General features: G+C 73.5%; 23 protein-coding genes. 14 read left to right on the top strand and 9 right to left on the bottom strand.

What is annotated here, in order from left to right:
• The first annotated feature begins 77 nt into the window (after positions 1–77).
• Genes HN031_RS16825 through HN031_RS16815 form a run of 3 tightly spaced genes read left to right on the top strand, consistent with a single transcriptional unit; the run spans position 78 to position 4,536 of the window.
• The gene (locus tag HN031_RS16825; protein ID WP_322424123.1) at positions 78–2,792 is read left to right on the top strand and encodes a GNAT family N-acetyltransferase; all 2,715 of its coding nucleotides are present in this window, start codon (positions 78–80) and stop codon (positions 2,790–2,792) included.
• A gap of 26 nt (positions 2,793–2,818) precedes the next feature.
• The gene (locus HN031_RS16820; protein WP_172272682.1) at positions 2,819–3,400 is read left to right on the top strand and encodes a DUF5998 family protein; all 582 of its coding nucleotides are present in this window, start codon (positions 2,819–2,821) and stop codon (positions 3,398–3,400) included.
• Positions 3,397–4,536: a nucleotide pyrophosphatase/phosphodiesterase family protein gene (locus HN031_RS16815; RefSeq protein WP_172272679.1), complete on the top strand. Its 1,140-nt coding sequence runs from the start codon at positions 3,397–3,399 to the stop codon at positions 4,534–4,536. The genes HN031_RS16820 and HN031_RS16815 overlap by 4 nt, the downstream gene beginning before the upstream one ends.
• Positions 4,537–4,806: 270 nt before the next feature.
• On the opposite strand, the gene HN031_RS16810 is transcribed toward HN031_RS16815, so the two are convergent.
• Positions 4,807–5,460, bottom strand: coding sequence for a thymidine kinase (locus HN031_RS16810; protein WP_172272676.1), 654 nt, complete (start codon positions 5,458–5,460; stop codon positions 4,807–4,809).
• A 54-nt stretch (positions 5,461–5,514) separates the two neighbouring features.
• Between HN031_RS16810 and HN031_RS16805 the strand changes: the two genes are divergently transcribed.
• On the top strand, positions 5,515–6,393 hold the full coding sequence (locus tag HN031_RS16805; protein WP_172272673.1) for a sulfurtransferase: 879 nt from the start codon (positions 5,515–5,517) through the stop codon (positions 6,391–6,393).
• Here HN031_RS16805 and HN031_RS16800 read toward each other — a convergent pair.
• Together HN031_RS16800 and sepH are read right to left on the bottom strand one after the other, a co-directional pair.
• Positions 6,332–7,195 carry an MOSC N-terminal beta barrel domain-containing protein gene (locus tag HN031_RS16800; protein ID WP_172272670.1) on the bottom strand — a complete coding sequence of 288 codons (864 nt, stop codon included), beginning with the start codon at positions 7,193–7,195 and terminating at the stop codon, positions 6,332–6,334. The two genes, HN031_RS16805 and HN031_RS16800, sit on opposite strands and share 62 nt — an antisense overlap.
• Positions 7,196–7,240: 45 nt before the next feature.
• Positions 7,241–8,242: a septation protein SepH gene (gene sepH / locus HN031_RS16795; protein WP_172272667.1), complete on the bottom strand. Its 1,002-nt coding sequence runs from the start codon at positions 8,240–8,242 to the stop codon at positions 7,241–7,243.
• Between the two features lie 142 nt (positions 8,243–8,384).
• Here sepH and HN031_RS16790 point away from each other — a divergent pair, with 142 nt between their 5' ends.
• Entirely contained in the window at positions 8,385–9,020 is a 636-nt protein-coding gene (locus HN031_RS16790; protein ID WP_322424127.1) for a trimeric intracellular cation channel family protein, read from the top strand.
• Positions 9,021–9,038: 18 nt separating this feature from the next.
• On the opposite strand, the gene HN031_RS16785 is transcribed toward HN031_RS16790, so the two are convergent.
• Positions 9,039–10,373 carry a D-arabinono-1,4-lactone oxidase gene (locus tag HN031_RS16785; RefSeq protein ID WP_172272661.1) on the bottom strand — a complete coding sequence of 445 codons (1,335 nt, stop codon included), beginning with the start codon at positions 10,371–10,373 and terminating at the stop codon, positions 9,039–9,041.
• A complete protein-coding gene (locus HN031_RS16780) occupies positions 10,370–11,557 on the bottom strand; it encodes an MFS transporter (protein ID WP_172272658.1) in 1,188 nt (395 codons plus the stop codon). The genes HN031_RS16785 and HN031_RS16780 overlap by 4 nt, the downstream gene beginning before the upstream one ends.
• Before the next feature lie 33 nt (positions 11,558–11,590).
• Here HN031_RS16780 and HN031_RS16775 point away from each other — a divergent pair, with 33 nt between their 5' ends.
• From HN031_RS16775 to HN031_RS16765, 3 genes are all read left to right on the top strand, one after another.
• Positions 11,591–12,706 (top strand): ferrochelatase, encoded by a 1,116-nt coding sequence (locus HN031_RS16775; protein ID WP_172272655.1) that lies wholly within the window; start codon positions 11,591–11,593, stop codon positions 12,704–12,706.
• A complete protein-coding gene (locus HN031_RS16770; RefSeq protein WP_367650794.1) occupies positions 12,703–13,524 on the top strand; it encodes an inositol monophosphatase in 822 nt (273 codons plus the stop codon). The genes HN031_RS16775 and HN031_RS16770 overlap by 4 nt, the downstream gene beginning before the upstream one ends.
• A 225-nt stretch (positions 13,525–13,749) precedes the next feature.
• A complete protein-coding gene (locus HN031_RS16765; protein WP_056600397.1) occupies positions 13,750–14,040 on the top strand; it encodes a DUF4193 domain-containing protein in 291 nt (96 codons plus the stop codon).
• Positions 14,041–14,154: 114 nt separating this feature from the next.
• Here the strand turns inward: HN031_RS16765 and HN031_RS16760 are convergent, their stop codons facing one another.
• Positions 14,155–14,448, bottom strand: a complete 294-nt coding sequence (locus tag HN031_RS16760) for a DUF4235 domain-containing protein (RefSeq protein WP_172272652.1) — start codon at positions 14,446–14,448, stop codon at positions 14,155–14,157.
• Between the two features lie 22 nt (positions 14,449–14,470).
• Entirely contained in the window at positions 14,471–14,917 is a 447-nt protein-coding gene (locus HN031_RS16755) for a DUF3093 domain-containing protein (protein ID WP_172272649.1), read from the bottom strand.
• Positions 14,918–14,944: 27 nt separating this feature from the next.
• Between HN031_RS16755 and dut the strand changes: the two genes are divergently transcribed.
• Genes dut through HN031_RS16735 form a run of 4 tightly spaced genes read left to right on the top strand, consistent with a single transcriptional unit; the run spans position 14,945 to position 17,295 of the window.
• Complete coding sequence (gene dut / locus HN031_RS16750) at positions 14,945–15,439, top strand: dUTP diphosphatase (RefSeq protein WP_172272646.1); 495 nt, start codon at positions 14,945–14,947, stop codon at positions 15,437–15,439.
• A gap of 51 nt (positions 15,440–15,490) precedes the next feature.
• Complete coding sequence (locus HN031_RS16745; RefSeq protein ID WP_172272643.1) at positions 15,491–16,135, top strand: DUF3710 domain-containing protein; 645 nt, start codon at positions 15,491–15,493, stop codon at positions 16,133–16,135.
• 3 nt (positions 16,136–16,138) lie between these two features.
• The gene (locus tag HN031_RS16740) at positions 16,139–16,501 is read left to right on the top strand and encodes an OB-fold nucleic acid binding domain-containing protein (RefSeq protein ID WP_172272638.1); all 363 of its coding nucleotides are present in this window, start codon (positions 16,139–16,141) and stop codon (positions 16,499–16,501) included.
• The gene (locus HN031_RS16735) at positions 16,498–17,295 is read left to right on the top strand and encodes a DUF3159 domain-containing protein (protein WP_367650793.1); all 798 of its coding nucleotides are present in this window, start codon (positions 16,498–16,500) and stop codon (positions 17,293–17,295) included. The genes HN031_RS16740 and HN031_RS16735 overlap by 4 nt, the downstream gene beginning before the upstream one ends.
• A gap of 15 nt (positions 17,296–17,310) precedes the next feature.
• Here HN031_RS16735 and HN031_RS16730 read toward each other — a convergent pair whose 3' ends face one another.
• Complete coding sequence (locus HN031_RS16730; RefSeq protein ID WP_172272635.1) at positions 17,311–17,976, bottom strand: TrkA family potassium uptake protein; 666 nt, start codon at positions 17,974–17,976, stop codon at positions 17,311–17,313.
• Between the two features lie 32 nt (positions 17,977–18,008).
• Positions 18,009–18,671 (bottom strand): TrkA family potassium uptake protein, encoded by a 663-nt coding sequence (locus tag HN031_RS16725; protein ID WP_172272632.1) that lies wholly within the window; start codon positions 18,669–18,671, stop codon positions 18,009–18,011.
• A gap of 56 nt (positions 18,672–18,727) precedes the next feature.
• Between HN031_RS16725 and HN031_RS16720 the strand changes: the two genes are divergently transcribed.
• Positions 18,728–20,782: an APC family permease gene (locus HN031_RS16720; RefSeq protein ID WP_172272629.1), complete on the top strand. Its 2,055-nt coding sequence runs from the start codon at positions 18,728–18,730 to the stop codon at positions 20,780–20,782.
• Positions 20,779–21,996, top strand: a complete 1,218-nt coding sequence (locus HN031_RS16715; protein ID WP_172272626.1) for a TRAM domain-containing protein — start codon at positions 20,779–20,781, stop codon at positions 21,994–21,996. The genes HN031_RS16720 and HN031_RS16715 overlap by 4 nt, the downstream gene beginning before the upstream one ends.
• The last annotated feature ends 37 nt before the right edge of the window (positions 21,997–22,033 follow it).

The following is a 22,033-nucleotide window of genomic DNA, read 5'->3' as shown; positions in this document are numbered from 1 at the left end:
TCGGCTACTCGACCAGCGATGAGGCGTCCGCTGCTCGACCCGTGATGGATCCGGCGTCGCTCGGATAGATTGACGGGGTGACCGAGACGGAGGAACTGCGCACAGTGCCGCCGGCGCCGCGCCACTGGGAGGCGGACGTCCTGCTGCGCGACGGCCGCACCGCGCACATCCGGCCCATGCAGCCGGAGGACCGCGCGCTGCTGGTCGAGTTCTACAGCCGGGTCTCCGACCAGTCGAAGTACTACCGCTTCTTCTCGCCCATGCCCGAGCTCTCCGAGCGCGACCTCGACCGGTTCACCAAGGTCGACCACCGCGACCGGGTGGCGATGATCCTGACCGTCGCCGGCCAGATGATCGCCGTCGGTCGCTACGACACCATCCGCCCGGGCTACGCCGAGGTCGCGTTCCTCGTCGAGGACCGGCACCAGGGCCGCGGGATCGGCCAGCTCCTCCTCGAGCACCTCGCCCAGGCGGGCCGCGAGCGTGGGATCGAGGAGTTCGTCGCGGAGGTGCTGCCCGACAACCAGGCGATGATCCACACCTTCAAGGACGCCGGCTACCAGGTGAAGAGCGCCTTCGAGGACGGCGTGATGGAGCTGGTGTTCCGGATCGACCCGACCGACACCGCGATCGGCGTGATGGAGCAGCGCGAGCACCGCGCCGAGTACGCCTCGATCGAGCGCTTCTTCTCCCCGAAGTCGGTCGCCATCATCGGCGCCAGCCGGCGCCAGGACACCATCGGGCGGGCGCTGGTGCGCCACCTCGTCCTCGGCAACTTCTCCGGCCGGATCCACGTCGTCAACCCGAGCGCTGACTCGGTGGCGGGCATGCCCGCGTGGAAGACGGTGGGGGAGATCCCCGGCGAGGTCGACGTGGCGATCGTGGCCGTCCCCGCCGAGTCCGTGCAGGACGTCGTGCTCGACTGCGCCGCGAAGGGGGTCCACGGCCTCGTCGTCATCTCCTCCGGCTTCGCCGAGACCGGCGAGGAGGGCCGGATGCGGCAGCGGCGCCTGGTCGGGCTCTCCCGCTCCTACGGACTCCGGCTGATCGGGCCCAACGCGCTCGGCATCATCAACACCGACCCCGACGTCTCCCTCAACGCCTCGCTGTCCTCGGTGATGCCGCCCCGCGGCCGCGCCGGGTTCTTCTGCCAGTCCGGCGCGCTCGGCTCGGCCATCCTGGAGAAGGTCCAGAACCGCGGCCTCGGCCTCACCACCTTCGTCAGCGCCGGCAACCGCGCCGACGTCTCCGGCAACGACCTCCTGCAGTACTGGGAGGAGGACGACGCCACCGAGGTCGTGCTGCTCTACCTCGAGTCAATTGGCAACCCGCGCAAGTTCTCCCGCATCGCCCGCCGCGTCAGCCGCCGCAAGCCGATCGTCGCCGTACGGTCGGGCCGCAGCTCGCAGGGCGTGCCGATGGGCCACGCGGTCCGCAAGATCGGCGCGCCTCCCGAGGCGGTCGACGCCATGTTCCGGCAGGCCGGGATCATCCAGGTCGAGTCGCTGGAGGAGATGTTCGACGTCGCCCAGCTGCTGGCCCACCAGCCGCTGCCGCGCGGTCGCCGGGTCGCCATCGTCGGCAACTCCGACGCGCTCGGGCTGCTGGCCGCCGACGCCGCCAACTCCGTCGGCCTCGTCGTCAACCGGCAGGAGGCGCTGGGCGCCGACGCCACCGCGGAGGACTTCGAGGACGCCCTCGACGCGGCGATCGACGACCCGGAGGTCGACGCGGTCGCGGCGATCTTCATCCCGCCGCTCAACGTCGCGGGCGCCCGCGAGGACGTCGCCAACGTCCTCGCCGCCGTCGGCGAGCAGTCCGACAAGCCGATCGTGTCGACGTTCCTCGGCACCGAGGGCGTGCCCGAGCTGCTGCGGGTGCCCGACGTGGCCGGCTCCAGCGCCGGCCGCGGGTCCGTGCCGTCGTACCCCGCCGTCGAGGCCGCCGTGCGTGCCCTCGCCCGCGTCGTCGAGTACGCCGTGTGGCTGCGCGTGCCGCAGGCCCCGCCGGTCGAGCCGAGCGCCAACGACCTCGACGCGGCCCGGCACCTGGTCAACGAGGTGCTGATGAACCACCCCGAGGGCCGCGACCTCGACTTCCACGAGCAGCACCGGCTGCTGCGCGCCTACGGCATCGACCTCTGGGACACCTACGCGGTCGAGACGCTCGACGAGGCGACCACGGCGGGGGAGACGCTCGGCTGGGACGTGGTCCTCAAGGCCACGGCCGACCACCTGCGCGACCGCCCCGACCTGGCCCACGTGTGGCGCAACATCGACAGCGCCGACGAGATGGCCGTCGCCTGGCGCTCGCTCAACGACCTCATCACCGACCCCGAGCGGGCCGGCTTCGTGGTGCAGCGCAACGCGCCGCCGGGGGTGCCGGTCACCATCGCGACGATGGAGGACCCGCTGTTCGGCCCGGTGCTGTCGTTCGGGATCAGCGGCCCGCTGACCGAGCTGCTCGGCGACAAGTCGTTCCGGATCCCGCCGCTGGCCGACCACGACGCACAGGACATGGTGCGCGAGATCAAGGCCTCGCCGCTGCTGTTCGGCTACCGCGGCAGCGAGATCGTCGACGTGGCCGAGATCGAGCGGCTGGTGCGCCAGGTCGCGCAGCTCCAGCACGACCTGCCGCAGGTGCGCGCCCTCCAGCTGCCGCTCGTCCTGGCCGGCGCCGAGGGGGCGACGGTGCTCGGCGCCAACGTGCGGGTGGAGCCGGTGAAGGACCCGCGCTCCGACTGGTTCGTGCGGCGCCTCAGCACGATGCCGGGGGACACTCTCCCCGACTGAGCCCGGTTGCGTGACAGACTGCGACCATGCCCCGCTCCACCCGTGACGCGGACGTCTCCCACGACCTCCGCCAGGCGATCCAACGCACCGGCTACTACCCCGAGGTCGTCGCCGACGGCGTCTTCTCCGCGGCCGGGGGTGAGGAGGTCGTCTCCTACTTCGTGCACCACGAGACGACGTTCGACCACGAGGAGGTACGCCGCCACCTGACGGCGCTGCTGCTCACGCCCACGCGGCTGGTGATCGCCCACACCGACGAGCACCCCGGCGACGACCTGCTGCCCGAGCCCTACACGTCCACGACCACCGAGGCGGTGACGCTGACCTCGATCCGCACGGTCGTGGTCACCCGCATGGTGGCGAACCCGACCGCGGGCGTCGCCCCGCCGGCCGAGGCCGTGCTGACGATCGGCTGGGGTGGGGTGGGCCGCCTCGACCTCGAGCCCGCCGCCTGCTCCGACCCCGAGTGCGACGCCGACCACGGCTACACCGGCACGCTGGCCGGCGACGACTACACGCTCCGCGTCTCCGCGGCGGCCGAGGGCACGGACGCCGTCGCCGGCCTGCTGGCCTTCTCCGACGCGCTCTCGGCGCGCACCCGAGGGTGACGGACCACCTCGGCGGGGGTCCGGCGTTCACGCCACCCGCGTACGGCGACCGCTCGCTGGCCGACGTCGTCCCCTCGATCGGTCGCGCGCTCGGCGTGGACCTCGACGGGCACCCGGTGGGCCTCGAGCTGCCCCCGGCGCCGTCGTACGTCCTCTTCCTCGTCGACGGGATGGGCGCCGAGCTCCTCACCCGCTACGCCCACTCCGCGCCCTACCTCGCCTCGCTCGCCGGTGACGGGGCGACCGGCACCGCCGGCGTGCCGTCCACGACCGCCACGTCGCTGACGTCGCTCGGCACCGGCCTCGTGCCGGGCGCACACGGGCTCGTGGGCTTCACGGCGCGCATCCCCGGCACCGACCGGCTGCTCAACCACCTCTGGTGGGACAAGTCCGTCGACCCGGTGGACTGGCAGCCGCACCCGACGGCGTTCGGCCGGCTGGCGCACGCCGGCGTCCACGTGACCTCGGTCAACAAGCGTGAGTTCGACGGGTCCGGGCTGACCGTCGCCTCGCAGCGCGGGGTGACGTACGTCGGTGCGGACCGCGTCGGCGAGCGGATCGCGGCGACCGTGAGCGCCTCCGCGCACCAGCCGTCGCTCACCTACGTCTACGACTCCGACCTCGACTGGACCGGGCACAAGTTCGGCGTCGCCTCCACCCAGTGGCTCCAGCAGCTCGCGATGGTCGACGCCCAGGCCGAGCAGCTGCGCGAGGCCCTGCCCGCCTCGACGCGGATGCTGGTCGTGGCCGACCACGGCATGGTCGACAGCCCGCGCGAGGCCCGGGTCGACGTCGACGAGGTCCACGGCATGCGCGACGGCGTCGCGCTGCTGGGCGGCGAGGCCCGGTTCCGCCACCTCTACTGCGCGGCGGGAGCGGTCGACGACGTCGTCGCCACCTGGCGCGAGGTGCTGGGGGAGCGGGCCACCGTCGTCACCCGCGAGGACGCCATCGGCCGCGGCTGGTTCGGGGACGTCCAGCACGGCGTGCTGCCCCGCCTCGGCGACGTGATGGTCGCCTGCCACGACGACACGGCGATCGTCTCGTCGGTCGACTTCGCCTACGAGGACACGCTCGTCGGGCTGCACGGATCGCTCACCTCGGCCGAGATGCTGATCCCGATCCGCGTCGGCTGACCCCCGCCACTCCACCTGGAGTCCCTGAGCGACTCACGGCCGAGGCCGGGCGTGTCGGACGACCACAACCTGGCGCATCCGCGCCCCGCCCCGCGGCGTACGACGTCGACTGCGGGCTTCTGGTCGTCCGACGCGCCGCGGCCTGTCGGACAGGACGAAGTCAGCCGATCGGCATGGGCCACGCGGGGCGCGGACGTCTCGCGGTGGGGTTCGTCCTGTCCGACATGCCCAGCCATCCGTCTTGAGTCCCTGAGCGACTCACGGCCGAGGTCAGCCGAAGGGGAGCGGCTCGGGAGCGAGGCTGACGGCCTTGGCGCGCGCGGCGGTGAGCCGGCGGCGGTGGTGCTGGCGGCACAGGACCTCGTACGCCACGTCGGCGGGCGGCTCGTCGGCCTGGTCGACGTCGCCCACGACGATCACCTCGCCCTCGACGACCATCGCGCCGTTCTCGGTGCGGGCGTTGTGGGTGGCCCGCTTGCCGCACCAGCACAGCGCCTCGACCTGGAGCACGTTCATCCGGTCGGCGAGCTCGACGAGGCGGGCGCTGCCGGGGAACAGCAGTGACCGGAAGTCGGTCAGGATCCCGAATGCGAAGACGTCGATCTGCAGCTCGTCGACGACCTTGGCGAGCTGGTCGATCTGCGCGGCGGAGTAGAACTGGGCCTCGTCACAGATGAGGTAGTCGATGCGGCCCCCGCGGGTCAAGGAGTCGACGACGTAGGCCCAGAAGTCGAAGTCGGTGTCGACCTCGAGCGCCTCGTGCGTCAGCCCGAGCCGGCTCGACACCACCGCCGCGCCGGACCGGTCGTGGATGGTGAAGATCCGGCCGATGCGCCCGCGGGCCGCGTGGTTGTGGTTGGTCTGGAGCGCCAGCGTCGACTTGCCGGAGTCCATCGTGCCCGTGAAGAAGTGCAGCTCAGCCATGTCCCGGGGATCTTGTCACAGCCCGCGTCCGACCTGGCGGCTACCGTGCCGGGCATGGACGAGGACTTTGCCCGGACCGACGCCGAGGCGGGTGGCCGCGGCCCGCTGATCAGCCCCGACGAGCTGGCAGCCGAGCTCGACCGGGTCACCGTGCTGGACGTGCGCTACGCCATGGGCGGCCCGCCCGGACGCGAGGAGCACGCGGCCGGCCACGTCCCGGGGGCGGCCTACGTCGACCTCGACCGCGACCTGGCCGCCCCGCCGGGCGCCGGTGGCCGCCACCCGTTGCCGGACGAGGCGTCCTTCGAGGCGGCGATGCGGCGGGTCGGGGTGGGTCGTGACCGGCCGGTCGTCGTCTACGACGACTGGCAGGGGCGGGCGGCCGCGCGCGCCTGGTGGCTGCTGCGCCACCACGGGCACGCCGACGTGCGGGTCCTCGACGGCGGCTGGTCGGCGTGGCTCGAGGACGGGCACCCGGCGGAGTCCGGCGAGACCACCCCGGAGCCGGGCGACTTCTCGGTCTCCGCAGTCAAGGGGACCGCGGTGGTGGACGCCGACGACGTGCTCGGCGTCGACGTGCTCATCGACGCGCGAGCGACCGAGAGGTACGCCGGCGAGACGGAGCCCGTGGACCCGGTGGCCGGTCACATCCCGGGCGCCGTCAACGTGCCGACGACGGACAACCTCGACGAGCGGGGGCGCTTCCTGCCGGCCGACCGGCTGCGCGAGGCGTACGCCCGGGTGGGCGCCCACACCGACGGCACGGTGGCTGCCTACTGCGGCTCGGGGGTCACCGCCGCCCACGACCTGCTCGCGATGGAGGTCGCCGGCATCCCCGCGGCGCTCTACCCCGGCAGCTGGAGCGGCTGGGTCACCGACCCGGAGCGACCGGTCGCGACAGGACGTCGGCCCGGACCTCGTCGCCCACGCTGATCCGGCCGCCGGACTCCGGGACCATCGAGACGGCGAACACCGTCTTGCCACCCAGGAGCCGGTGCCGGGCGAGGGTCCGGATCGGCTCCTTGGCCGTGGTGAGGGTGTGCGCGTCGATCGTCGTCATCACGCACCGGCTCGTCGGCTTGGCGACCCGGAACCGGACGCCACCGACGGTCACCGCCTCCCACTGGTCCTCCGCGAACGGCTCGTCCCCGTCGACGACCAGGTTGGCGCGGAACCGCTCGACCGGCAGCGGCTCCGGCGGCTCCTCACCGGCCTCGAGCGCTCGCTCGAGGATCCAGTCGTTCAGCCGACGCAACGAGGCCAGGGAGGCGATGGTGACGGGGAAGGCGTCGGCGAAGGCGGTGTGGTCGCCCTCGGCCGAGAAGCCCGGCTGGAGCCGGCGCTCGGTCGGGTCGTGACACCAGACGAGGCGCAGGTCCGAGCGGCCGAGGGCCTCCGCGAGCCAGCCGTCCGCCTCCGGGGCCGGGACGGCGTGCAGGTCCAGGGAGAACAGGCGTACGTCGACCGGCGGGCCGTCGGGCACGTCGAGGTCCAGGTCCGCCAGGCCGGGGGCGCGCAGCCGCAGGGCGCCGGTCACGGACGCGTCGGTGGCGGGCGTGTCGGCGACGACGCGGAGCGTCGCGTGGGCCTCCCGCGCGGAGACCAGCCGCCCGTCGGCGTCGACGAGCATCCAGGAGCGGTCGTCCTCGAGCCCGCGCGCCAGCACGGTGGCCGACGGGACGGGGCGGACGGCCCCGGACTTCAGCGGGTGGACGTTGAGCTGGACCAGACGCACGGCGTCAGCCGGCCGGCGGGGGAGCGGCGCTGACCTGCGAGGCGCTCATCCGCGCTCGCTCGGGCCGCCGAACATGATCTCGTCCCAGCTCGGCACGGAGGCGCGGCCCCGCTTGCGGGCCGGCTTGGCGCGGGGCTCGTCGCGCGTGTCGGCGGCGGGCTGCTCGGGCTCGCGCCCGGGGCGGTCGTCCTCGGTCGACGTGGACCCGGCCGCGTCGGTCTGGTCGGTGCCGTCGAGGTAGGCCTCGACCGACTGCTCGGCGCCCAGCGACGGGTCGGAGATCTCGATCGTGGTCTCGTTGGCCGACTCGGCGGTCACCATCTCGATCGCGTCGTCGCCGAGGGCGTCACCGCTCGCGCCGGCGCGATCGTCGGTCCCGGCGTCACCCGCGAGCGGGTCGTCGCCGACGGCGCTGAGCCGGCGCTGCCGCGCTGCCGCGAGGTCGTCGGCGGCTGCCTGGGACGGGGCCGCGGGCGCGATGTCGCCGATCAGCCAGTGGGCGTCCTCGTCGTCGACGGTGACGAAGTTGCCGCGGGGGTCGTGGGAGAAGGTGGCGGTGCCGACGCGGCCCGCGACGTCGTAGAGGGCGGTCAGGGTCCAGCGACCGTCCTCGCGGCGCCAGGCGTCCCACTCGACGCCGCCCGGGTCGACGTTGTGGGCGCGCAGGTGGGCGGTGACGGCGTCGCCGAGGGTGCGCGCGCCGGACTCGCTGGCGCGGCGGCGTACGGACGCGAGCTGCGCGCGCTGGGCGACGTGGGCGCGCTCGGCCATGACGGGGGCGGCGAACGGCGCGATCTTCTCCACCGACGTGCCGGCGGCGTGGGCCACCGCCTCGGGGGTCTCACCCGCGCGGATGCGGGCCTGGATGTCGCGGGGGCGGAGGCTTGATTCCATCGGGATCTCCAACTGGCCGTTGCTGGCGGGTGCGTCCGAGAGGGCGCGGCGGAGCTTCGCGTCGATCACCAGGACGTGCTCCTGGCCCGACTCGTCCACCAGGCGCAGGAGCTTGCCGTCCCCGCTGCGTCCGGTGAACGTCAGCTTGGCCATGGACGGCGGACTCCTGCCTCGGGAGGGTGGGCGATGCGCGGGGCATCCGTTCGCTCGAGCCTACGCCAGCGAGGTGCTCCGCCACCGCTTCGGCTGCGGCGCGCCGACGTGCGTGCCACGGCCAGGGCCTAGCCTTCGGGGCGTGCCTGAGACGGAGCTCGCCACGTCGCTCGTCGTGCTCGACCTGGTCGGCATCTTCGTGTTCGCCGTGACGGGCGCGCTGGTCGCCGTGCGCAAGAACCTCGACCTCTTCGCCGCGATCGTCCTCGCCGGGGTGACCGGCCTCGGTGGCGGCTTCCTCCGCGACGTGCTGCTCGGCGCGACGCCTCCCGCGGCCCTCGCCGACTGGCGCTACCTCCTCGTCCCGCTCGCCGCCGGCGCCCTGACCTTCGCCTTCCACCCGGCGATCGGGCGCCTCGAGCGTGGCATCACCCTGCTCGACGCCTTCGGGCTGGCGCTCTTCTGCGTGACCGGGGCGCTCAAGGCCGTGGAGCTCGGCGTCGGTCCCGTGCCGGCGGCGCTGCTCGGCATGGTCACCGCGATCGGCGGCGGCATCATGCGCGACGTGCTGGCCGGACGGGTGCCGGTCATCTTCGAGGGCGCCCTCTACGCGACGCCCGCCCTGGCGGGTGCCGCCGTCGCCGTGCTCCTCGACCGGACCGACCTGCCGACGGTGGTCGTGGCCGCCGCCGGCTTCGCCACCTGCCTGGGGTGGCGGCTGCTGGCCCTCGTGCGGGGCTGGCAGGCGCCGATGCCCCGCGGGCCAGCCAACGTCTGACCCGCCCACCGGCGGACCTCAGGCCCCGAGCACCCGCCGGAGGTGGTCGTTGGCGAAGACCCGGTCCGGGTCGAGGCGGTCGCGGAGGGCGAGGAAGTCGTCGAAGCGGTCGTACGCCGGCGCGAGGTCGGCCGCGGTGCGGGTGTGCACCTTGCCCCAGTGGGGCCGACCGCCGGCCTCGCGCAGGATCGGCTCGAGGCCGCCGAAGTAGGCCGTGTGGTCGGTGTCCTGCGGGACGTGGAAGGCGAGGTAGAGGGTGTCGCGGCCGTGGGCGGTCGACAGCGGTACGTCGTCCGCCGGGGCGGTGCGGACCTCGACCGGGAAGGCGATGCGCCAGTCGCTCGCGTCGATCACCCGGCGGCACTCGCGCAGCACGTCGAGGCCGACCTCGCGCGGGACGGCGTACTCCATCTCGCGGAAGCGCACCCGACGCGGGCTGACGAACACGCGGTGCGCGAGGTCGCTGTAGCGCCGCTCGGACAGCGCGCGGCCGGCGACGCGGTTGATCCTCGGCACCAGCGGCGGGACCCGCGAGCCGACCCGGCAGAGGCCGCCGAAGACGGAGTTGGACACGAGCTCGTCCTCCCACCAGGCGGCGAGCCGCGACGGCGGCTCCTGCTCGCCCGGGTCGAGGTCGGTGCGGACGTTCTGCTTCACCATCAGCCGGTCGGTGTGCGGGAACCAGTAGAGGTCGACGTGGTGGGACGCGGCGACCATCTCGTCGTAGGACGCCAGCCCGCGGGCCCAGGTCATCGGCTCCTCGTGGGCCTCCACGACGAAGAGCGGCTCGACGTGGAAGGTCAGGCTGGTGAGGATGCCCAGCGCCCCCAGGCCGACCCGGGCCACCTCGAGGACGTCGGGGTTCTCCTGCGCCGAGGCGCGGACCACCTCGCCGGTGCCGGTGACGAGCTCCAGCCCGGCGAGCTGCGCGGCGAGCCCGGCGGCCACGCCACCCGTGCCGTGGGTGCCGGTCGAGGTGGCGCCGGCGAGCGTCTGCTCGGCGATGTCGCCCATGTTGTGCAGCGACAGCCCCAGCCGCTCGAGCGCGAGGTTGAGGTCCTTGAGCGGGGTGCCGGCGCGCGCGGTGACCGTCATGGCCTCGCGGTCGACCGCGAGGACGCCGGTCAGGCCGTCGGGTCGCAGCAGGGTGTGCTCGGGCGCGGCGATGGCGGTGAAGCTGTGCCCGGTGCCGGCCATCTTCACCGTCCGGCCGGCCTCGCGGGTGCGGCGCACGACGTCGACGACGTCCTCGACCGAGCGCGGCGTCTCCACGTGCCGCGGCACGGCCTCCTCGAGGCCGGACCAGTTGCGCCAGGTGTGGCCCGTCGGACCTGGCTGCACGGGTGGGGTCATGCCCGCACGCTAGAGGACGGGCGGGCGGTCTGGGCGGCGAGCGCTCCGAGGACACCGCCGGCGAGCGCGACGCCGTACGCCGCCGACGCGCCGCTGTGGTCGACCACGAACCCCGCGATGCTCGCGCCCGGCGCGACGCCGGCGACGATCCCGGTGTGCAGGATCGCCATGCCCTCGGTGAGCCGCCCCGAGGGCACGCCCTGCTCCACCATCGTCATCGCGCCGATCATGGTGGGCGCGATGGCGAGGCCCCCGACCAGCAGCACGACCGCCATCACCGGGATCGACTGGACCAGCATGAGCGGCGCCATCGCCAGCGCCATGGCCGCGGAGCCCCAGCGCAGCCGGACCTCGGGACCGCTGCGCCAGGCGACCGCGCCGGTGACCAGGCCGGCGACGAGGCTGCCGAGGGACCAGACGGCGAGCAGCCAGCCGGCGACCCAGCGCTCGCCCTGCTCCTCCGCGAACGCCACGGTGGTGACCTCGGCCGCGCCGAAGAGCGCGCCGAGCGTCAGGCAGACCAGCGCCAGGGGGAGGACCAGCCGCCACGGCATCGCGGGACGGACCCCGACGGGGCCGGAGCTGCGCCCGGCCGGCGGCTCGGTGGAGCGCTGCGCGGCGAAGGCGAACGTCCCGACCACGCCGGCGACGAGGGCGGACGTCAGACCGGCGACCGGGTGCCAGCTCGTGGCCAGCAGGGTGACGAGGACAGGACCCACGACGAAGACGACCTCGTCGAGCACCGCCTCGAGCGCGAACGCGGTCTGCTTCTCGCCGGCGTCGTCGAGCAGGTACGACCAGCGCGTCCGCACGCTGGCGCCGACCTGCGGGAGCGCGGCGCCGGACACGGCGGCGAAGAGGTAGGTCCACACGCGCGGCCAGTCCTGCTCGACCGCCAGCATCATCAGCGCCAGCCCGGCGCCGAAGACCGAGATGGCCGCGGGCAGCACCCGCGCCTGGCCGAAGTGGTCGACCCACCGACCGTGCAGCACCGCGAACGCCGCCTCGGACAGCACGAACGCCGCGGACACCGTCCCGGCGAGGCCGTAGGAGCCGGTGCGCCCCTCGACGAGCAGCACGATGCCGAGCCCGACCATGGAGATGGGGAGCCGGGCGACGAGTGCGGCGCTGCTGAAGGCGAGGGCGCCCGGGCGCGCCAGCACCCGGCGGTAGGAGTCGAGCATCAGCGTGATGGTAGGGCGGCCTACGCTGGCGACATGAATCCTGCGGGTCACCCCGACGTGAAGCCGTACGACGCCCTCCTGGTGCTCTCCTTCGGAGGCCCGGAGAAGCCCGAGGACGTCGTCCCGTTCCTCGAGAACGTGACGCGCGGGAGGGGCATCCCCCGCGAGCGCCTCGAGCAGGTCGGCGAGCACTACTTCCTCTTCGGCGGCAAGAGCCCGATCAACGACCAGAACCGCGCCCTCATCGCCGCCCTCGAGAAGGACTTCGCCGACCAGGGCATCGACCTCCCGGTCTACTTCGGCAACCGCAACTGGGACCCCTACCTCGCCGACACGCTGGCCCGCATGGCCGCCGACGGGGTCGAGCGGGCCGCGGTGTTCGCGACGTCGGCCTACTCCTCGTGGTCGTCGTGCCGGCAGTACCGCGAGAACCTCTGGGACGCCGTCGAGGAGACGCCCGGTGCCCCGCGGCTGGACAAGCTGCGCCAGTACTACAACCACCCCGGCTTCATCGAGCCCGCCGTCGACGCGTGCCTCGCCGCGCTCGAGCAGCTGCCCGACAACGGCGACGCCGCCCGCCTGGTCTTCGTCACCCACTCGATCCCCACCGCGATGGCGGACACCAGCGGGTCCGAGGACCCGCTCGGGCAGCGGCGCCCGGCGTACGTCCCCCAGCACCGCAGCGTGGCCGACGAGGTGGCCGCCCGGGTCAGGGCCGCCACGAACCGGACCCACCGCCACGACCTCGTCTACTGCTCGCGCTCCGGCGCCCCGTCGACGCCCTGGCTCGAGCCGGACGTCAACGACCACCTCGAGGAGCTCGCCAGCGACGGCGTGACGCGCGTGGTGCTCGCACCCATCGGCTTCGTCTCCGACCACATGGAGGTCATCTACGACCTCGACACCGAGGCGATGGAGACCGCCGAGAAGCTCGGCATCCAGGCCGTGCGCGCCGCCACCGCGGGCGTCGACGAGCGCTTCGTCGCGATGGTCCGCGACCTGGTGCTCGAGCGGGCCGCGGCCGAGCGCGGTGAGCAGCCCGAGCGCCCCGCCGTCGGCGCGCTGCCGCCGGGCCCCGACATCTGCGGAGCAGGCTGCTGCCCCAACCCGCGCGGGCCGCGCCCGGCCCTCTGCGGACGCGACTCGTGACGGCCGCGCCCGACGCCCTGCGCGACCTGGCCCGCTCGATCGCCCACGAGGGCGCCGCACTGGCCCGCGAGATGCGACAGGACGGCATCGACGTCGCCGACACCAAGACCAGCGCGGTCGACGTCGTGACCGAGGCGGACCGGGCGGTGGAGGCCCTCGTCCGGCAGCGGATCACCGCCCAGCGACCCGACGACGCCATCCTCGGCGAGGAGGGCGACGACCGCCCCGGCACGAGCGGCGTCCGCTGGGTGGTCGACCCGATCGACGGCACGGTCAACTACCTCTACGGGCTGCCGGACTGCGCGGTGTCGATCGCCGCCGAGGTCGAGGGGCGCGTCGTGGCCGGGGCCGTGGTGACGATCCCGACGGGCCTCGAGTACGCCGCGGCGGAGGGCCACGGGGCCACCCGCGACGGCCGGCCCATCGCCGTACGCCCCACGCCGCCGCTGGCGGAGCGCCTGGTGCTGACGGGCTTCGGTTACCGCCGCGAGGTGCGCGAGCACCAGGCCCGGTGCGTCGCCCGGCTGCTGCCGGAGGTCCGCGACATCCGGCGGATGGGCTCGTGCGCCCTCGACCTGTGCCACGTCGCCGACGGCAGCGCGGACGCCTACGTCGAGGCCGGGCCGCACCCGTGGGACTGGTCGGCCGGAGGCCTGGTCCTGCGCGAGGCCGGCGGGCGCTTCGACCTGCTCGACGGCAGCCTGGACCTGGGGGACCACTCGGTCCGCAACGTCGTGGTGGGCGCACCGGCCCAGGGCTGGGACAGCTTCGTGGAGGCGCTCGCGCAGGCGGGGTTCCTGGCGGCGCCGTCCGCCTGACCGCAGCCTGGCCGCCGACCTGTCACCCGCCCCCAAGGGTGGCGCGACCCCCGCGGGGGTGGCGGGAATAGGGGGACGTGGCCCACTGTTCACGCGACACGTCGCGGACCGGCTCACCACGGAGCCGATCCATGGTGCACAATCTGGCGCCGACGATGAGCACAACTCGACTCGGGCCCGCCGCGATCCGGCAGGCACGAGGCACAGCATGGGGAGAGGGAACCGATGGCCACCGACTACGACGCACCACGCAAGTCCGAGGAGGACCAGAGCGAGGAGAGCATCGAGGAGCTCAAGGCCCGCCGCCACGACAAGAACTCGGGCAAGGTCGACGAGGACGAGACCGAGGCCGCTGAGTCCTTCGAGCTCCCCGGCGCCGACCTCTCGCACGAGGAGCTCGCCGTCGAGGTCATGCCGCGGCAGGACGACGAGTTCACCTGCATGAGCTGCTTCCTGGTGCACCACCGCTCGCAGCTCGCGGACGAGAAGAAGCTCATCTGCCGCGACTGCATCTAGGTCCACGCACCTGAGGTCCTGTCGCACAGGCACGCACCGAGGCCCCGACCCGTCCCGCGAGGGACAGGCCGGGGCCTCGTCACGTGTCGGCCCGAGCCGGGCCGGTCAGGCCGGTCAGGCCTGGTCGCCGGCGCGGAGGCCGGGCGGCCGGTGGCCGGTCGACCTGGTGTAGTAATCGGCCGCCCGTCGCTGCGCGAACATCCGGGCGAGGGCGATGATCGCCCCCGTGACGGCGGCCCACGCGACGGCCTCGCCCACACCGACGTCGGGGTCGGCCGGGTTCTCGGGCGGGTTCTTGCCGGTGCTGACCTTCCAGCCCTTGTCGATCGCCTTGCGGGCGACCGCGGCCGCGCCCAGGGCGCTCACCAGCGAGAAAACGGTCCACATCTTCGAGCTGTCCTCTGCCATGGCGGCAACCCTACCCAGCGCGTCAGCGGGTCCGCGCCGCCTCTAGGGCTGAGACGAGGGCGTCGGGCCGACGGCAGCTGACCAGCCAGTAGGGAGTCGGGTCGGCGGGGTCGGCGATGTCCACGCGCACCCCGCGCTTGAGGTAGGGGCGCAGCAGGAGGTAGGCGCGCGCGTCGGCCTCCACGCCCGCCAGGCGACGTACGTCGTCGGCGCCGAGGGGGGTGACCGCGCCCACGTGCTCGAGCGGCACCTGCGCCCGGCCGGCCCGGAAGGCCTGCCGGTCGACCGCGACGCGGGCGGACCCGTAGGAGACGAACAGCGCGACCATGACGGCCAGCGCCCCGGCCGTCACCGACCACGCGACCACCTCCGGCGTGGCCGCCAGGACGGCCAGCCACAGGGACGCCACCAGCATGGTCCCCTGCGCCCACCAGCGCAGCGGGACGGTGAGGCGTTCGGCGTAGTCCACGGCGCAGAGCCTATAGATTCACTCCTCGTGCCCGACGCCCACCTCACGCCCGACCCCGGGGCCTACCTCGGGCCCGACCTCGAGATCGCCGTCGTCCGTCTCGACCCCGGCCTGCCGCTGCCGTCGTACGCCCACCCCGGCGACGCCGGAGCCGACCTGCACACCACCGTCGACGTCACCCTGGCGCCCGGCGAGCGGGCGCTGGTGCCGACCGGGCTGTCCGTCGCGCTGCCCGAGGGCTACGTCGCGCTGGTGCACCCGCGCTCGGGCCTCGCGGCGCGTCACGGCCTGTCGATCGTCAACACGCCGGGCACCGTCGACGCCGGCTACCGCGGCGAGATCAAGGTCCTGCTGATCAACCACGACCCGGTCGAGGCGGTCACGCTGTCCCGCGGCGACCGCATCGCCCAGCTCGTCGTCCAGCGCTTCGAGCGCGCTCGCTTCGTCGAGGTGGGGGTGCTGCCGGAGTCGGTGCGGGGAGCCGGGGGTTACGGTTCTACGGGTACCGGTGCGCGTCCATGACCCGGGACGCCTCCGGGGTCCACCGACGGCCCACCACCAAGGAGTTCTGACGTGAAGTTCCGCCGCAAGGCAGAGGCCACCGACACCGTCGCCGACGCGGCCGCGGAGACCGCGGGCGACGCCGGGGCGGGCACCGCGTCCGCCGGGCGCGGCGCGGGACCGTTCGACGTCTCGCAGGTCGAGGGCGACGGCACCGACCGTGCCGACCTCGGATCGCTGCTGGTGCCCGCCATCGCCGACCGCGAGCTGCGGCTGCAGGTCGACGAGGCGAGCGGCCAGGTCCGCGCCGTCATGCTGGCCGGCTCCGACGGCGCCTGCGAGTTCCAGGCCTTCGCCGCTCCGCGCAACGGCGACCTGTGGTCCGACGTGCGGCCGCAGATCGCCGAGGACATGGCCCGCCGCGGTGGCCAGGCCGTGGAGCGCGAGGGCCGCTGGGGCACCGAGCTGGTGTGCCAGATGCCGGTCAAGCGCCCCGACGGCTCCACCGCGCTGCAGCCGTCGCGGATCATCGGGATCAACGGTGACCGCTGGATGCTGCGGGCCTCGTTCCTCGGGCGCCCGGCGCTCGAGCCGGAGGAGACCCCGGAGTGGGAGGACGCGCTCGCGCAGGTCGTCGTACGCCGTGGTGAGGGCGCGATGCCCGTCGGCGAGCCTCTGCCCGTGAGGCTGCCGGACGACGCCCGCCGGGTGAGGTGAGCCGTGCCGGAGAAGAGCCGCCTGCGCCAGGCGCTGTCGCGGTGGGCGGACAGCTCGGAGGCGCACCAGCGTGACCTCCGCCAGTCCTACGCCACCCACGAGGCGGTCGCGATCGCGGACGCGCCCGAGCGCGAGCACGTCGTCGTCAACGGCGTGCTGCGCACGGTGACGCTGCGACCGCGTGGCGGCGTGCCGGCCCTCGAGGCCGAGCTCGACGACGGCTCCGGCGTCATCACCGTGGTGTGGCTCGGCCGCCGCCGCATCAGCGGCGTCGACCCCGGCCGCTCGGTCACCGTGGCCGGCTGCATCGGCCGCCAAGGCGGCGTCCCCATCATGTTCAACCCGCGCTACGAGCTGCTGCCGTGACGGACCAGACGCCGGCCGGGACCGGTGACCACACCTCCGACCTGACGTCCGAGATGACCTCGGACCTGACCCCCGGCCTGACCTCGGAGCGGCCCGCGCACCCGGTGGAGACCGACACGGTCGAGGCCGTGGTGCGACAGCAGCTCTCCAAGGCGCTCGGCGGCCGCCGCGGCATGGCCGAGGCCGCCGTGCCGACCATCCTGTTCACCGCCACGTGGCTGACGATGCGCGAGCTCGAGCTCGCGCTGTGGGTGAGCATCGGCGCTGCCGTGGTGCTGCTCCTGGTCCGGCTCGTGCAGCGCTCCACCGTGCAGTTCGTCGTCAACGCCCTGTTCGGGATCGCGATCGGCTGGTACTTCGTGCACCGCTCGGCAGCCTCGGGCGGCTCCGAGCAGGACCAGGCCCTGGCCTACTTCCTGCCCGGCATCCTCTACAACGGCGGCTACGCCGTCGTGCTGGCGTTCACCTGCCTCATCGGCTGGCCGCTCGTCGGCTTCATGGTCGGCAGCATCACCGGCGACGCGACGGCGTGGCACTCCGACCGCCAGGTCGTGAAGCTGTGCAGCCGGCTCACGTGGCTGCTCGTCGCCCCCTGCCTGCTCAGGGTGGCGGTGCAGGCACCGATCTGGCTCGCGGGCACCTCGGGGTCGATCGACCCCGATGCTGCCGTCGCGGCGCTGGGGGTGCTCAAGATCGTCCTCGGCTGGCCGCTCCAGCTCGCGGCACTCGGCTCGATGGTGTGGCTGCTCTCGCGCAACCGCACGCCGGTCACGACCGGTCCCGCGCCCGCCTGAGCAGCGGGCCGCGACTCAGTAGTGGCCGGGGGAGAGCAGCTGCTCGAGGTCGTGCTCGACCTCGGCGGGCACGACGAACAGCAGCTCGTCGCCCGACTCGAGCGGCTGCTCGGCGTCGGGGGTGTAGACCTGTCCGTCGCGCAGGATCGTGACGAGCGCGCAGTTGTCGGGGAAGGGCACGAGCCCGCTGGGCGTGCCGACGTAGGGGGAGTCCGCGGACAGGGTGAGCTCGACGAGGTTGGCGTTGCCCTGCCGGAAGGTGAACAGCCGGACGAGGTCGCCGATCGAGACCGCCTCCTCGACGAGCGCCGACATGATGCGGGGCGTCGAGACGTTGACGTCGACGCCCCACGCCTCGGTGAAGAGCCACTCGTTGTTGGGGTGGTTGACCCGGCCCACGGTGCGGGGCACGCCGAACTCGGTCTTGGCGAGCAGGGAGGTGACCAGGTTGGCCTTGTCGTCACCGGTCGCCGCGATCACCACGTCGCACTTGCCGAGCTGGGCCTCGGCCAGCGAGGACAGCTCGCAGGAGTCGGCCAGCAGCCACTCGGCGTCGGGCACCCGCTCGGGGCGGATCGACGAGGGGTTCTTGTCGATCAGCAGGACCTGGTGGCCGTTCTCGATGAGCTCGCGGGCGATCGATCGGCCCACTGCTCCGGCTCCGGCGATGGCGACGCGCATGTCTACGGTGCTCCTGGCTTCGGTCTGGTCGATCAGTCGTTGTCGGGGCCGGCCTCGAGGACGGCGTAGGCATGGGCGGCGTGCTCCTCGCGCATGACCAGGTGCAGCATGTCGCCCTCCTGCAGCACCGTCTCGCGGGTCGGCAGCATGCCCTCGCCGAGCCGGTCGATCCACGCGATCCGGCTGCGCGACTGCATCTGGAACTCCACCGTGCGGTGGCCGATCCACGCCTCGGGGATCGGGACGTGGTCGACCCGGATGGTGCCCGACGGGTCGCGGAAGTCGGGCTCGGCGCCGGCGGGGAGGATCCGTCGCAGGATCTGGTCGGCGGTCCACTTGACCGTGGCGACGGTGGTGATGCCGAGGCGCTGGTAGACCTCGGCGCGGCCCGGGTCGTAGATGCGGGCGACGACCTGCTGCAGGCCGAACGTCTCCCGCGCCACGCGCGCCGCGATGATGTTGGAGTTGTCGCCGCTGGACACCGCCGCGAAGGCGTCGGCGCGCCGGATGCCGGCCTTCTCGAGCACCTGCTGGTCGAAGCCGTAGCCGGTGATCTTGTCGCCGTTGAACTCCGGGCCGAGGCGCCGGAACGAGTCGGGCTCGCTGTCGATGATCGACACCGTGTGGTTGCGGTCCTCGAGGCTGCGGGCGAGCGTCGAGCCGACGCGGCCGCAGCCCATGATCACGACGTGCACATCCGAACCGTATCCCAGCGTGGATCACGGTGGTCGCGGGTCTAGGCTTCCCGCCTGTGAGTGTCGGCGACGTGTCCAAGCGCATCCTGCTCGGTCGCAAGCTGCGGAGCAGCCAGCTCGGGGAGACCCTGCTGCCCAAGCGCATCGCCCTGCCGGTCTTCGCCAGTGACGCCCTCTCGTCCGTCGCCTACGCACCGGACGAGATCTTCATCATGCTCGCCGTCGCCGGCGCCTCGACCTACGTCTGGTCGTGGAAGATCGGCCTGGCGGTGGCGGTCGTGATGCTCACCGTGATCGCGTCCTACCGCCAGACCGTGCACGCCTATCCCTCGGGCGGCGGCGACTACGAGGTGGCCACGGTCAACCTCGGCCGCAACGCCGGCGTCACCGTGGCGAGCGCCCTGCTGGTCGACTACGTCCTCACCGTGGCGGTGTCGATCTCGTCGGCCGCGCAGTACGCCGCCGGCGCCGTGCCGTCCCTGATCGGGCACGAGGTGACCGTGGCGGTCGTCGCGATCGTGCTGCTCACGGCGATGAACCTGCGCGGGGTGCGGGAGTCCGGTGCCTTCTTCGCCGTGCCGACCTACCTGTTCATGACCGCGATCCTCGGCATGTGCGCCTACGGCCTGCTGCGCCTGCTGGCCGGCGACCTGCCCGAGGCGGAGAGCGCCCAGCTGGTCATCGAGCCCGAGCCGGGATGGGACGGCCCGCTCACCCAGGTGGCCCTGATGTTCCTGCTCGCCCGGGCCTTCTCGTCCGGCTGTGCGGCCCTCACCGGCGTCGAGGCGATCAGCAACGGCGTGCCGGCCTTCGAGCGGCCCAAGAGCCGCAACGCGGCGACCACCCTCCTCCTGCTCGGCCTCATCGCGATCTCGATGATGATGAGCGTCATCGTGCTGGCCAAGCAGATGAGCATCCGGTTCGTCGACCCGCACCACCTCGAGCGGCTGCGTACGGCGGGGGGCGGGGCGCTGCCCGAGGGCTACGAGCAGCACCCGGTGATCTCGCAGATCGCCGCCGGGGTGTTCGACCACTTCTCGCCGGGCTTCTACTTCGTCGTCAGCGTGACCGGCATCATCCTCGTGCTGGCCGCCAACACCGCCTTCAACGGCTTCCCGGTCCTCGGCTCGATCCTCGCCCAGGACGGGCTCGCGCCGCGCTCGCTGGGCTCGCGGGGCGACCGCCTGGCCTACAGCAACGGCATCGTCTTCCTCGCCGCGATGTCGATCCTGCTGATCTGGGCCTTCGACGCCGAGACCACCAAGCTCATCCAGCTCTACATCGTGGGCGTGTTCGTCTCGTTCAACCTCAGCCAGCTCGGCATGATCCGCCACTGGACCCGGCACCTGCGCACCGAGACCGACCCGGCGGAGCGCCGCCGGATGCTGCGCTCGCGCGCGATCAACACCTTCGGGCTCGGGATGACCGCGGTCGTCCTGGTCATCGTCCTGGTGACGAAGTTCCTCGCCGGTGCGTGGATCACCATCCTGGCGATGGGGTTCTTCTTCCTCGGCATGCAGGCCATCGGTCGCCACTACGCCCGCGTCGAGCTCGAGCTCGCGGCGGACGAGCAGGACAAGGTGATGCCGACCCGCGTCCACGCCATCGTCCTGGCGGCCAAGCTGCACAAGCCGACGCTGCGCGCCCTCGCCTTCGCCCGGGCCACCCGCCCCAACGTCCTCGAGGCGATCTACGTCAGCATCGACGCCAAGGCCACCAGCCGGCTGCTGGAGGAGTGGGACGAGCGGCACCTCGACATCCCCCTCAAGGTGCTGCACTCGCCCTACCGCGAGGTGGTGCGCCCGATCGTCGAGTACACCCAGGAGATCCGCCGCGCCAGCCCGCGTGGGGTCGTCGCGGTCTACATCCCCGAGTACGTCGTGGGCCACTGGTGGGAGCAGCTGCTGCACAACCAGACCGCGCTGCGGCTCAAGGGCCGGCTGCTCTTCACCCCGGGCGTCATGGTGATCTCGGTGCCCTACCAGCTGCGCTCGTCCCAGGTCGCCCAGGAGCGGGGGAAGCGCGACGAGGGCCGCGTCCACGCCGGCGACCTGCGGCGCGGACGGGTGACCTCCCGCGGTGGCCGGTCGCGTCCGGGTGACGACACGTGAGCCGTCGTACGAACCGTCCCCGCAAGGCACGCGGCCGCTCGCGGGTGGGGGAGCGCTTCGAGGCCGAGGTGGGCCCGGTCGCCCACGGCGGGCACTGCGTGGCGCGGCTCCCGGAGCCGGAGTCGCGCGTGGTCTTCGTCCGCCACGCGATCCCCGGTGAGCGCGTGGTCCTCGAGGTGACCGAGGGCACCGACGGCGACCGGTTCTGGCGCGCCGACGCCGTCGAGGTCGTGGAGTCCTCGCCCCACCGCGTCGTCCCGCCCTGCCCCTATGCCGGCCCCGGGCTCTGCGGCGGCTGCGACTTCCAGCACGTCGCCCTGCCCGTGCAGCGCGACCTCAAGACGGCCGTCGTGCGCGAGCAGCTCGTCCGGCTCGGCAGGCTCGACCCGGCGTCGGAGCTCGTGAGCGGCCTGCAGGTGGAGGCGCTGCCCGTTGCGGGTCGCCCCGACGACGGGCTGCGGTGGCGCACCCGCCAGCGCTACGCGGTGCTGCCGGACGGACGCCCCGCCATGCGCGGGCACCGCTCGCACCACCTCGTGCCGGTCGACGACTGCCTGATCGCGGTCGAGGAGGCACGGCCCCGTCCCGGCGTGGAGCCCGGACGTCAGGGCGAGTGGTCGCCCGGCGAGCCGGAGGCCATGACGTCGCACGACGTGACGACCGGCAGCTCCACCGTCCCGTTCAGCGTGGCCTCCGACGGGTTCTGGCAGGTCCACCCCGAGGCGCCGGGCGCGCTGGTCGGTGCCGTGCTGGACCTCCTGCGGCCGGCGCCGGGGGAGCGGGCCCTCGACCTCTACGCCGGCGTCGGCCTCTTCGCCCGCTTCGTCGGCGAGGCGACCGCGGCGCGGGTCGTCGCGGTCGAGGCCGACCGCACCGCGTGCCAGCACGCCCGCGCCAACCTCGCCGGGCTCGATCGGGCCGCCGTGGAGTGCGGGCCGACGGACAAGGTGCTGCGCGCGGGCCTCGACGAGCCGTTCGACCTCGTGGTCCTCGACCCTCCCCGCGAGGGCGCCAAGCGCGCCGTGGTGGAGCAGGTCGTCGACCGCCGCCCGCGCGCGGTGGCGTACGTCGCCTGCGACCCCGCTGCGCTCGGTCGCGACGTCGCGATCTTCGCCGAGCACGGCTACGCCCTCGCCGCGATCCGGGCCTTCGACCTGTTCCCGATGACGCACCACGTGGAGTGCGTCGCGCTGCTGGAGCCGGTCCACCGCTGAGCCCGTGAGGGCGTCACCTGGCTGCTTGTCAGGCGGG

It is taken from the genome of Nocardioides sp. zg-1308 (genome assembly GCF_013155375.1).
Classification (GTDB): domain Bacteria; phylum Actinomycetota; class Actinomycetes; order Propionibacteriales; family Nocardioidaceae; genus Nocardioides; species Nocardioides renjunii.
The sequence above is the reverse complement of the archived record's forward strand: the minus strand, read 5'-3'. Positions and strand labels throughout refer to the sequence as shown.